This is a genomic window from Ideonella sp. B508-1 (assembly GCF_000333615.1).
GTDB lineage: Bacteria > Pseudomonadota > Gammaproteobacteria > Burkholderiales > Burkholderiaceae_C > Ideonella.
The window spans coordinates 17,404-29,493 of the sequence record NZ_BADL01000457.1; the positions used below are offsets into that span (position 1 = coordinate 17,404).

11 protein-coding genes are annotated in these 12,090 nt (G+C 69.1%); 8 read left to right on the top strand and 3 right to left on the bottom strand.

Translation table 11 applies throughout. The features are described from left to right. Positions 1-225 precede the first annotated feature (225 nt). Positions 226-1,932, top strand: a complete 1,707-nt coding sequence (locus tag I73_RS28955; protein WP_022981987.1) for a DEAD/DEAH box helicase — start codon at positions 226-228, stop codon at positions 1,930-1,932. Here the strand turns inward: I73_RS28955 and I73_RS28960 are convergent. After that, positions 1,839-3,917, bottom strand: coding sequence for a M3 family metallopeptidase (locus I73_RS28960; protein ID WP_022981988.1), 2,079 nt, complete (start codon positions 3,915-3,917; stop codon positions 1,839-1,841). The genes I73_RS28955 and I73_RS28960 overlap by 94 nt on opposite strands. 152 nt (positions 3,918-4,069) lie before the next feature. Between I73_RS28960 and I73_RS18555 the strand changes: the two genes are divergently transcribed. From I73_RS18555 to I73_RS28965, 4 genes are all read left to right on the top strand, one after another. Next, entirely contained in the window at positions 4,070-4,636 is a 567-nt protein-coding gene (locus tag I73_RS18555) for a YaeQ family protein (protein ID WP_022981989.1), read from the top strand. A 152-nt stretch (positions 4,637-4,788) separates the two neighbouring features. Then, complete coding sequence (locus I73_RS18560) at positions 4,789-6,939, top strand: prolyl oligopeptidase family protein (protein WP_022981990.1); 2,151 nt, start codon at positions 4,789-4,791, stop codon at positions 6,937-6,939. Between the two features lie 23 nt (positions 6,940-6,962). After that, a complete protein-coding gene (locus I73_RS18565; RefSeq protein ID WP_022981991.1) occupies positions 6,963-7,253 on the top strand; it encodes a GNAT family N-acetyltransferase in 291 nt (96 codons plus the stop codon). Positions 7,254-7,356: 103 nt separating this feature from the next. Further along, entirely contained in the window at positions 7,357-7,896 is a 540-nt protein-coding gene (locus I73_RS28965; RefSeq protein WP_022981992.1) for a hypothetical protein, read from the top strand. A 23-nt stretch (positions 7,897-7,919) separates the two neighbouring features. Here I73_RS28965 and murB read toward each other — a convergent pair whose 3' ends face one another. Beyond that, on the bottom strand, positions 7,920-8,936 hold the full coding sequence (gene murB, locus I73_RS18575) for a UDP-N-acetylmuramate dehydrogenase (protein ID WP_022981993.1): 1,017 nt from the start codon (positions 8,934-8,936) through the stop codon (positions 7,920-7,922). A 62-nt stretch (positions 8,937-8,998) separates the two neighbouring features. Here murB and I73_RS18580 point away from each other — a divergent pair, with 62 nt between their 5' ends. Beyond that, a complete protein-coding gene (locus I73_RS18580; protein WP_022981994.1) occupies positions 8,999-9,493 on the top strand; it encodes a YajQ family cyclic di-GMP-binding protein in 495 nt (164 codons plus the stop codon). 65 nt (positions 9,494-9,558) lie between these two features. Here the strand turns inward: I73_RS18580 and I73_RS18585 are convergent, their stop codons facing one another. Further along, entirely contained in the window at positions 9,559-10,386 is an 828-nt protein-coding gene (locus I73_RS18585) for an HDOD domain-containing protein (RefSeq protein ID WP_022981995.1), read from the bottom strand. Positions 10,387-10,523: 137 nt separating this feature from the next. On the opposite strand from I73_RS18585, the gene I73_RS18590 reads away from it, so the two are divergent. Continuing rightward, positions 10,524-11,213: a 16S rRNA pseudouridine(516) synthase gene (locus I73_RS18590; protein WP_022981996.1), complete on the top strand. Its 690-nt coding sequence runs from the start codon at positions 10,524-10,526 to the stop codon at positions 11,211-11,213. Between the two features lie 27 nt (positions 11,214-11,240). Next, positions 11,241-12,090 (top strand): bifunctional riboflavin kinase/FAD synthetase (locus I73_RS18595; protein WP_022981997.1); only part of this gene is annotated, 850 nt, incomplete at its 3' end.

Genomic DNA, 12,090 nt, shown 5'->3' on the forward strand with positions numbered 1-12,090 from the left:
GGACTTGGTCTGGACCTGAACCAGTTTCAAGCCGCCTTTCGCACATCCCCTTCGACCTTCCGGTTTTTTGCCTTGCGCGCTTCGGCATGCACGGTAGTTCAGCAGAGCCGGGTGGGCTGCTTTGGCAGTTCGCCCAGCGCGGTCGGTGGCGATGCCTTTTACTGCCCCACCGCGCCGTTTGCAGCCTGCCTTCCGTGGGCTGACCGGTGCTCTCCAAGGTTGATCATGAGTTTTGAATCCCTGGGTCTCGACGAGACCCTGCTGAGCGCTGTTCGCACCGCCGGCTACGAGAACCCCACCGAAGTCCAGGCCCGCGCCATCCCCGCAGCCCTGCAGGGCCGCGACCTGCGCGTGTGCTCCTCCACCGGCAGCGGCAAGACCGCTTCCTTCGTGCTGCCGGCGCTGATGCGCGTGCTCGAGGCCCGCAAGGACCCGGCCAACAAGCCCAAGCGTGGCGAAGTCAAGGGCCCGCGCATCCTGGTGCTGGTGCCCACCCGTGAACTGTCGATGCAGGTCGCCAAGGCCGCCTCCGACTACGGCCGCAACGTGCCCTGGCTGACCGTGACCAGCGTGGTCGGCGGCGTGCCCTACCCCGCCCAGCTCAAGGCCCTGCGCAGCCCGCTGGACATCCTGATCGCCACCCCTGGCCGCCTGATCGACCACATCCAGAGCGGCAAGGCCGTGCTGGACAACGTCGAGATGCTGGTGCTGGACGAAGCCGACCGCATGCTGGACATGGGCTTCATCGAGGACATCGAGCACATTGCCGAGCAGCTGCCCGCCAAGCGCCAGACCCTGATGGCCAGCGCCACCTTCGACGGTGAAGTGGGCCGCCTGGCCCAGCGCCTGCAGAAGGACGACGTCGAGCGCATCGAAATCGCCGGCCACACCGCCAAGCACGAGAACATCACGCAGCAGCTGATGTGGGCCGACAGCCTGGACCACAAGAAGGCGCTGCTGGACAGCCTGCTGACCGACCGCAATGTCGACCAGGCCGTGGTCTTCACCAGCACCCAGGTGGATGCCGACTTCCTGGCCGACCGCCTGGCCGACATGGGTCACCGCGTGGCCGCCCTGCACGGCGGCATGCCGCAAGGCCGCCGCAACCGCGTGCTGCAGGGCCTGCGCAGCCGCCAGCTGCGCATCCTGGTGGCCACCGACGTGGCCGCCCGCGGCATCGACGTGCCCACCATCACCCACGTGATCAACTACGGTCTGCCGCTGAAGGCCGAGGACTACGTGCACCGCATCGGCCGCACCGGCCGTGCCGGTCGTGAAGGCCGCGCCGTCACGCTGGCCGAGCGCCGCGATGTGCCGATGATCCGCCGCATCCAGCACTACACCACCCAACCCATCCCGGTGGCCACGGTGGAAGGCCTGGAGCCGAGCAAGCCGGCACCGGAGATCTTCAACCAACGCCCGCCGCGTGGCGGCGCCCCGCGTGGCCGCGGTGGCTTCGGTGGTGGCTTCGGCGGCCAGCAGGACCGCCAAGGCTACGGTGCACGCCCGCCGCGTGACCGTCGTCCCTCGGACCGCCCCTTCGACCGTTCGGAGCGCCCGGCCTTCGGTCGCCAGGATGGTCCGTTCGAGCGTCGCGAAGGCGGCCATTTCGAACGCCGTGACGGCGGTCACTTCGAGCAGCGCCGCGAAGGCGGTCACTTCGAGCCGCGTCGTGAGGGCGGCCACTTCGAGCGCCGCGAGGGTGCAGGCCACTTCGAGCGCCGTGCCCCGCGCGCCGACCGCCCGGCCTTCGAACGCCGTGAAGGCGGCGATCGTCCGCAGCGCGCCCCGTTCGAGGCCCGCCGCGAAGGCGGCTGGGAAGGCAGCCGCGGTCCGCGTCAGGGTGCCGGCAAGCCGGCCTCGGCGGGCAACAAGCCGCGCTTTGCCAACAGCGGCTCCAACGCCGGCAAGCGTCCCCGGAAGGACGTGTAAGCCGTGGTGGGGTCCACCGTGTCCCCCACCGCGTAGATGTGGCGCAGCAGCCGCTGCGCCACCGTCGGATCGAACGGGTTGCCGGCCTCGACAAAGGCGTTGAAGGCGTCGGCATCCAGCACCTCGGCCCAGAGGTAGACGTAGTAGCCCGCGGCATAGCCCGCGCCGGCGAACAGATGCTGGAAATGCGGCAGCCGATGCCGCATGCCCACCGCCGGCGGCATGCCCAGCCGCTGCAGCGCGGCCTGCTCGAAGGCCACCACATCGCCCGGTCCCGCCGGGTCGCTCAGCGCGTGGATCTCCAGGTCCACCAGCGCGCTGCCGGTGTAGCTCACCGTCTCGTAACCCTGCCCCCAGCGCCGCGCCGTCTGCAAGCGGTCGATCAGCGCCTGCGGGATGGGCTCGCCCGTCTGCCAGTGGCGGGCGTGGCGGCGCAGCACCTCGGGCTCGCCCAGCCAGTGCTCGAACAGCTGCGAGGGCAGTTCCACGAAGTCACGCAACACCTGGGTGCCGGCCAGCCGGTGGTAGGTGACGTTGGACAGCAGGCCGTGCAGGCCGTGGCCGAACTCGTGGAACAGCGTGCGCGCGTCGTCGAAGGACAGCAGCGTGGGCTGGCCGGGCGCGGCCTTGGCGAAGTTGTTGTTGTTGACGATGATGGGCCGGTCCACCCCGCGGTTGCGCGACTGGTAGGCGAAATCGCTCATCCAGGCGCCCGAGCGCTTGGTGGCCCGCGCGAAGTTGTCCTGCAGGAACAGGCCGGCGCTGCGCCCCTGGGCATCGAACATCTCGTAGACCTGCACATCCGGGTGGTAGGCGCGCACATCCGGCCGCGCCTCAAAGCGCACGCCAAAGAGGCGCTGGGCGCAATCGAACAGGGCCTCGACCATGCGTTCCAGCGAGAAATAGGGCTTCACCTCGGCATCGTCGATGTCGTAGCGGGCCTGCCGCACCTTCTCGGACCAGTAGCGCCAGTCCCAGGCCTCGGGCTCGCCGGCCACGCCATGGCTGCGCATCATCGCGATCAGGGCCTGACGCTCGCGCTCGGCCGCTGGCAGCGCGCGCTGCCAGACCTCGCCCAGCAGCTGGCGCACGGCCTGCTGGTCGCCGGCCATGCTGTCGGTCAGCACATAGTCGGCGTAGTTGTCGAAGCCGTGCTCGCGCGCCTGCGCATTGCGCAACACCAGGATGCGCTGGATCAGCGCGCGGTTGTCCGTCTCGCCGTCCATCTCGCCGCGCCGGCTCCAGGCTGACCAAGCCTGCTCGCGCAGGTCCCGACGGTCCGAATAGGTCAGGAAGGGCTCGATCAGCGAGCGGTTCAGGGTGATGACATGGGCCGCCTCGTCCAGGCCGCGCTCGGCGGCCGCCTGCCGGGCCGCGGCCCGCACGAAATCCGGCAGGCCGGCCAGATCGTCCTCGCCCCGCAAGACCAGCTGATAAGCGGCCTCGTCAGCGAGCACGTTCTGGGCGAACTGGGTGCACAGCGTGGCCAGCTCCTGCATGATGGCGGCATAGCGCTGCTGGGCCTGCGGCCCCAGGCGGGCGCCGGCGCGCACGCAGTCCAGGTGCAGACGCTCCAGCAGACGCAAGGCCTCCGGCTCCAGACCCAGGCTGTGGCGCTGGGCATGCAGGGCATCCAGCCGGGCAAACACCCCGGGGTGCATCTTCACCGCGCTGTCGTGCGCGGCCAGCGGTGCGGCCAACTCGCGCTGCACGGCCTGCAGGGCCGGCGAGGTGGCCGAGGCGGTCAGGTTCGACAGCAGCGCGTCGAGCCGGTAGAGCCAGGCCCCCGAGCGGTCCAGGGACGCCACGGTGTTCTCGAAGCTGGGCGGGGCCGTCTGGGCCCCGATGGCATCCAGCTCCAGGCGCTGCTCGGCCATGGCCGCCTGCAGGGCGGAGACGAAATGCTCAGGACGGATGTCGTCGAAGGGTGGCAGCCCGAAGGGCGTGGACCAGGGGGACAGCAAGGGGTTGTTCTTGGTGTTCATCGGGGTCTCTTCTGGTCGAAAGCGTCTCATGGCGAAACGGTGACACCATGATGCCACCACAGTGGTCACAGGCCACCGCAGCCCTGGCGGGTTCGGGGATTCCGGTGCCGCCGCCCTACACTGCCGGGCTTGTTCGCTTGTCCACTCCCCCCATGGCTCTCAAATCCACCGTCTACAAGGCCCAGATCCAGATCGCCGACATGGACCGCTCCCTCTACGCGGACCATTCGCTGACGCTGGCTCGCCACCCCTCCGAGACCGACGAGCGCATGATGATGCGGCTGCTGGCCTTTGCGCTGGCCGTGCCGGCCGACACCGACCGTGGCGCGCTGGAGTTCGCCGCCGGCCTGTCGGACACCGACGAGCCGGACCTGTGGCAGAAGGACCTGACCGGCGCGCTGGTGCAATGGATCGAGGTCGGCCAGCCCGATGACCGCCGTCTGGCCAAGGCCTGCGGCCGCGCCGAGCAGGTGCGCATCTGGGCCTACGGCAGTTCCACCCCCATCTGGTGGCAGAGCATTGCCGGCAAGGTGGCGCGACTGAGCAATCTGGAGGTGTGGCAGGTGCCCACCGAGGCCAGCCGCGAGCTGGCGGGCCTGGCCGCGCGCGGCATGCAGCTGCAAATCACGGTCCAGGAAGGACAGATCTGGGTGGGCAACGGCAACCATTCGGTGGCCTTGGAGCCGGTGGCCCTGCAACGCCCGACGACCCGTCGCTGACCCTCCCCAGGACAGGGGCCGCCCGTCCCCCTATCATCGGGTTTCTGGCCTGACCGCGGAACACCCGGGTCGGCGCCTTGTTCGTGTTGACTGACCGGTGGCGCCACCCGCCACGGCCACTTGCTCCGGCACCACCCTCGCCGTCCTCTCACATGACCTTGCTCACCCGCCGCCAGGCCCTCGCTCTGCTGGGCGCCACCAGCGCCCCTCTCACCATGGCCCAGACCCCCGCCACCCCCACCCCACCCGCCACCGACGCAGATCCCTTCCTGTGGCTGGAAGAGGTGGAAGGCGAACGCGCGCTGAACTGGGTGCGCGAGCACAACGCCGCCAGCCGCAAGCTGCTGGAGGCCGAACCCGGCTTTGCCCAGACCCGCCAGAGCCTGCAGGCCATCCTGGACTCCAAGGAGCGCATCCCTGCGGTGGTGCGGCGGGGCGACTGGCTCTACAACTTCTGGCGCGACGAGAAGAACACCCGCGGCCTGTGGCGCCGCACCACGCTGGAAAGCTTCCAGCAGGCCGAACCGGCCTGGGATGTGGTGCTCGACCTGGACACGCTGGCGCACGACGAGAAAGAGAACTGGGTCTGGGGCGGCGCCCAGCTGCTGGGCGGCTCTTCGACCCGTTGCCTGATCTCGCTGTCGCGCGGCGGCGCGGACGCCAAGGTGGTGCGCGAGTTCGATCTGGCCACTCGCCGCTTCTTGGCCGACGGCTTCTCGCTGCCGGAGGCCAATTCCGAGGTCGAATGGCTGAACAAAAACCATCTTTTCGTGGGCACCGATTTCGGCCCCGGCGCGCTGACCGACTCAGGCTACCCGCGGGTGGTGAAGCTCTGGCAGCGCGGCACACCGCTGAGCGCGGCGAGCACCGTCTACGAGGGCCAGAAGACCGATGTGGCCGCCTTCGCCACGGTGCACCCGACCCCCGGCTTCCAGCGCGTGGTGCTGGGCCGCTCGCCGGACTTCTACACCAATGACATCGCCCTCTGGCAGGACGGCAAGCTGCTGCCCATCGACAAGCCGCTGGACGCCCAACTGAGCTTCTGGAAGCAGCATGTCCTGATCAAGCTGCGCAGCGACTGGGCACTGGCCGGCCGCACCTGGCCCAGCGGCGCGCTGCTGCTGGGCGATGCCGCCGCCTATCTGAAGGGCGAGCGCCAGTTCACGGCGCTGTTCACGCCCACCGCCACCCGCTCGCTGGATGCTTACACCACCACCGACCAGCAGATCCTGCTGTCGGTGATGGACAACGTGGCCAACCGGGTGGTGGCCTGGCGCCAGAATGCCCAGGGGCAGTGGGTGGAACGCAGCATCGACACCCCCTTCCCCGGCACCTTGCAGGTGCAGGCCCTGCACGACCCGCAGGTGGCGCAGGACGCGCTGGCCGAGCACTACCTGCTGTCCTACGTCGACTTCCTGACCCCGGACTCGCTCTACCTGGGCAACGCGGCCACCGACCGTCTGGTCAAGATCAAGTCGCGCCCGGCCTTCTTCGATGCCACGGGCATGAAGGTGGAGCAGCACTTCGCCACCTCCAGGGACGGCACCCGGGTGCCCTACTTCGTCATCTGGCCGCGAAACGCAAAGGCCAACGGCGCCAACCCCACCCTGCTCTACGGTTACGGCGGCTTCGAGGTCTCGATGCAGCCCTGGTACTCGGCCAGCTGGGGCCAGGCCTGGCTCGCCCACGGCGGCGTGGCCGTGGTGGCCAACATCCGCGGCGGGGGCGAGTACGGCCCGGCCTGGCACCAGGCCGCCGTCAAGGCCAACAAGCAGCACAGCTACGACGACTTCATCGCCGTGGCCGAGGACCTGGTGGCCCGCGAGATCACGGTACCCAAGCACCTGGGCATCATGGGCGGCAGCAATGGTGGCCTGCTGATGGGCGCGGTGCTGGTGCAGCGACCGGACCTGTTCAATGCCGTGGTCTGCCAGGTGCCGCTGCTGGACATGAAGCGCTTCAACAAGCTGCTGGCCGGCGCCAGCTGGATGGCCGAGTACGGCAACCCGGATGTGCCGGCCGAATGGGCCTACATCTCGCGCTACAGCCCCTACCAGAACGTCAAGGTCGGTGTGAAGTACCCCAAGGTCTTCTTCGTCACCTCCACCCGCGACGACCGCGTCCACCCCGGCCATGCCCGCAAGATGGCCGCCCGCATGATGGCGCAAGGCCACGACGTGCTGTACTACGAGAACATCGAGGGCGGCCACGGCAGCGCAGCCAACAACGCCCAGTTGGCCGACCGCCAGGCGCTGGAATTCGCCTTCCTGTGGGAGCAGCTGGGCCCCATGCCCCAGCGCTGATCGCAGACAGACCGGAGCCTCCGATGAACGATTCGACCGAACCCGTCATCGTGCACAACGCCGCCGCCTCGCGTTTCGAGACCAAGGTGAACGGCCTGCTCTGCGTGGCCAGCTACCACCTGCACAACGGCGTGATGGACATGGTCCACACCGGCGTGCCTCCTGCCCTGGAGGGCCGGGGCATCGCCGGCCGGCTGGTGGCGGCGGCGCTGGAACACGCCCGCGCGCACGGGCTGAAGGTGCGGCCCAGCTGCAGCTACGTGGCGGTGTACATGCGGCGCCACCCCGAGACCCTGGACCTGCAGGCGCACTGATCGATCCCGCATATTGGGGACACGGGAGGCGCCTCAGGGCTCTCCCGGGTACGCGAGTTGCTGCATGCGGGGAGACACTCCGCCCAGCACTGCAGGAACCCCCATGTCGTCCGCCCCTCGCACCCACGGTCCACTGCCCTGTGTGATCGATGTCGAAGCCTCCGGCTTCGGCCGCGGCAGCTACCCGATCGAGGTCGGCTTCGTGATGCCGGACGGCGAAGCCGTCTGCACCCTGGTCCGCCCGCCGGCCCACTGGACCCACTGGGACGGCCGGGCCGAGCGCCTGCACGGCCTGAGCCGCGAGCTGCTGGAACAGCGCGGCCGGGACCCGGAGGAGGTGGCCCAGCTGCTCAACGACCGGCTGCGCGGCTGCACCGTCTACTGCGACGGCTGGGCTCACGACTACACCTGGCTGGCCATGCTGTTCCACGAGGCGGGCATGCACCCCGCCTTCACGCTGAAGCATCTGCACGAGCTGATCGGCGAAGACGACGCCCCGCGCTGGGACCACACCTGCGCCGAGGTGCGCGCCCACCTGCAGCTGACCCGCCACCGGGCCAGCAGCGACGCCCGCGTGCTGCAGCTGGCGCTGGGCCAGCTGCGCGAACCGGTGGCGGCAGCCACCCTGCCCAGCGCGTCCTGAGCCGCCGGCAGAGCCGCGCCGACTCAGACCATCACCGGCTCCATCTCCAGCCGGATGCCGAAGCGGCCGTAGACGCTTTCCTGGATGGCGCGGGCCAGGGTCTGCACCTCGGAGCCGATGGCGCCGCCGCGGTTGACCAGCACCAGCGCCTGCTTGTCATAGACCCCGGCATGGCCCACGGTCTTGCCCTTCCAGCCGCAGGCGTCGATCAACCAGCCGGCGGCCAGCTTGAAGCGGCCGTCTTCCAGCGGGTAATGCACCACATGCGGATCGCGGGCGATGATGTCGCGGCACTGCTCCGGCGTGACCACCGGGTTCTTGAAGAAGCTGCCCACATTGCCGATCTGGGCCGGATCCGGCAGCTTGGCGCGGCGGATGCTGCAGACCCAGTCGAAGATGGTGCGGGCGTCCGGCTGGTGCTTGCCGGTCTCCTCCATCTTGCGCTCCAGGTCCAGGTAGCCCAGCACGGGCTGCCAGCGCTTGGGCAGGCGCAGCCGCACCCGCGTGATCAGGCTCTTGCCGGCCAGCGCCCGCTTGAAGATGGAGTCGCGGTAGGCGAACTTGCACTGGGCCGCGTTGAGCGTCACCGTGCGGCCGGTCACCAGGTCCACCGTGTCCAGGGACTCGAAGCGATCCTGCAACTCCAGCCCGTAGGCGCCGATGTTCTGCACCGGCGCCGCGCCCACCGTGCCGGGAATCAGGGCCATGTTCTCCAGGCCGGGCCAGCCCTGGTCCAGGGTCCAGGCCACCGCGTCGTGCCAGCGCTCGCCGGCACCGAATTCGACGATCACCGCCCGGTCCGTCTCGGCCACCAGGCGCATGCCCGGGATCTCGACCTTGAGCACCAGTTCGGGCATGTCGCGGGTGAGGATCACATTGCTGCCACCACCCAGCACGAACTTGGGCGCCAGGCCCAGCTCGGGGTGGTCCACCACGGCGCGCGCATCGGCTTCGGAACGGATGCGCACCAGTTGGCCGGCCACGGCAGGCAGGCCGAAGGTGTTGTAGGGTTTCAGGCTGACGCCCGGTTCGATTTGCATGGCAGAATTTTCCGCCTTTCCCGCCCTTGTTTTCACCTTCCTTCCGAGCGAAAGAGTTCCCCATGCCCAGTTTCGACGTCTCCCTCAAGCCCGACATGGTCAAGGTGCGCAACGGGGTCGAGAACGCCATCAAGGAAGTCAGCACCCGTTTCGACTTCAAGGGCACCAGCGCCAGCCTGGAGCTCAAGGAGAAGGAAAAGGAGATCCACCTCGTCGGCGACAGCGACTTCCAGATCGAGCAGCTCAACGACGTGCTGGTGGGCAAGCTGGTCAAGCAAGGCGTCACCGTCAACTTCCTCACCAAGGGTGAGAAGCTCGAGAAGATGGGCGGTGACAAGCTGCGCCGCACCGACAAGATCAAGGACGGCATCGAGTCCGAGCTGGCCAAGAAGATCACCGGCGCCATCAAGAACAGCAAGCTCAAGGTGCAGGCCAGCATCCAGGGCGACGAGGTGCGGGTGACCGGCAAGAACCGCGACGACCTGCAACTGGCCATCGCCTTCCTGCGCAAGGAGTTCGCCGAGCAGCCGCTGACGATGGACAACTTCCGCGACTGAGCCGCGGGAGAGCACGCCCCGGGGACAACATCCGCCGGGGCGCCCGGGGCGCCCGGGGGGCCAGCTCAGTGCAGCAGTTGGTCCACGCCGTCGGTCAGGGTTTCATAGGGGCTCAGGTGCCCGGCCAGCCACTCCAGGTCCAGCCCCAGACGCTGCACCAACTCGCCCTGGGCCTCGAGCAGCGTGGTCAGCGGCGGCAATCCCAGATCACCCGCTTCGGCCATCACGCTGGCCAGGCGCAGCACGCCACCGAGCTTGCAGAACGGACGCCGGTTCAGCGGGTCGTCGGCAGCACTCAAGCCGTCCACCAGCGTTTGCGGGAAGTGCCAGCGCAGGGCCAGCTCGGCCGTCACCTGAACATGGGTGCATTGCATCAGCAAGCGCTCATGGTCCAGCAGGCTGTCGGGTGCATGGGCCCGGGACTCGGCCAGGGCCACCATCTCCGGGTCCTGCATCAGCATCAACAGTTCGCCGGTGCGCATGACCAGGCCCGCCAGATAGGCGCTGTCCGGCTCCAGATCGCAGGCAGACGCCAGCATGCGCGCATGCCCCGCGGTGGCCAGGCACTGGCGCCAGAAGCGCAGGCGGTCGAACCCTGTCACCTGGGGAAAGGCCCCGGCCACACAGGCGGCCAGCGCCAGATCGCGCAGGCTGACCATGCCGATGTTCATGGCGGCCTCCTTCAGGGTGGCGATGGCGTGCGCCGGGCTGTACCGGGCCGAATTGGCCAGGCGCAGCACCTTGACCGACAGGCCTTGGTCCTGGGCGATCAGGTCCGCCAGCGCCTGCATGCCAAGCCCTTCATCATCGAAGGACTTCAGCAGGCGGTGCGCCACCTCGGGCATGGACGGCAACGCGGCCGGGTTGGCAAAGTACTTGTCGAGCATCGGCATGGATGTGGCGCCTCCCAAAAAGAGATGTGTTGAGCGGGCAGGGCGAGCGCCCTGTCACAGCCCCATATCGGATCGCGGCGCAGGCAACTGAGGCGGGCAAACCCCGTACAGAGCGAAAAACACCCGAAAATGACCGGGTGAAAATCACTCAAATCCTTTTCAGCCAGGGCTTCGGCACCCGCCGGGCCTGCGCCGGCCTGGTGTACGCCGGCCTGGTCCGCCACGCGGGCCGCACGCTGGACGACCCCGACGAGGACCTGCCCACCGAGGGCCTGGTGCTGAACGTGGAAGGCCGCGACTGGCCCTTCCATGCCCAGGCCCTGGTGATGCTGCACAAGCCCGCGGGCTACGAGTGCTCGCAAAAGCCCAAGCACCACCCCAGCGTGCTGACCCTGCTGCCCCCGCCGCTGCGCCAACGCGGCCTGCAACCCATCGGCCGGCTGGACGAGGACACCACCGGCCTCTTGCTGCTGACCGACGACGGGAAGCTGATCCACAAGCTCACCTCGCCCAAGTACCATGTGCCCAAGGTCTACGAAGTGAGCTGCAAACACCCGCTGGCGGCCGATGCGGTGCCCCGCCTGCTGGCCGGCGTGGTGCTGGACGATGACCCGGCCCCGGTGGCGGCGGCCGCCTGCGAGGCGGTGGACGAGACCCATCTGCGCCTGACCCTGACCGAAGGCAAGTACCACCAGGTCAAGCGCATGGTGGCCGCGGTGGGCAACCGGGTGGAGGCCCTGCACCGCAGCCGCTTCGGCCCGCTGGCCCTGCCGGCCGACCTGGCCCCGGGCCAGTGGTGCTGGATTCCCGGCTGGCCTGCAGAGTGATGGCCGCGCGCCGATAATCCGCCGGCCATGCGAGTCTTCCGAGGTCATCACCCATCCTTCGCCGCCGGTTCCGGCTGCGCCCTCACCATCGGCAATTTCGACGGGGTGCACCGTGGCCACCAGGCCATGCTGGCCCTGCTGAACAACGAGGCCCGGCTGCGCGGCCTGCGCAGCTGCGTGATGACCTTCGAGCCCCACCCGCGCGACTGGTTCGCCCGCAAGCTGGGCAAGCCGGAGGCCGCGCCGCTGCGCATTGCCACCCTGCGCGACAAGCTGCAGGAGCTGGAGCACTGCGGCGTGGACGACGTGGTGCTGATGCGTTTCGACGACCGCCTGGCCAGCCTGCCGGCCGAGGACTTCATCCGCCAGGTGCTGGTGGAGCAGTTGCGCGCCCGCTATGTGCTGGTGGGCGACGACTTCCGCTTTGGCGCCAAGCGGGCCGGCGACTACGCGCTGCTGGATGCGGCTGGCAACGACCTGGGCTTCGACGTCGCCCGCATGATGAGCTACGAGGTGCACGGCATGCGCGTGTCCAGCTCGGCCGTGCGCGAGGCCCTGGCCGCCGGCGACATGCGCCGCGCCGCCGCCCTGCTGGGCCGCCCCTACAGCATCTCCGGCCATGTGGTGCATGGCCGCAAGCTGGGCCGCGACCTGGGCTTTCGCACCCTGAACCTGCGCTTTCCCTCTCACCGGCCGGCGGCCCAGGGCATCTTCGTGGTGCGGGTGCATGGTCTGGGGCCCAGCCCCTTGCCCGGCGTGGCCAGCCTGGGCGTGCGACCCTCGGTGGAAGACGCCGGCCGGGTGCTGCTGGAGGTGCACTGCCTGGACTGGCCGGCCCCCATCGCGCTAGAGGGCGGTTACGCCCGGCTGCCTGCGG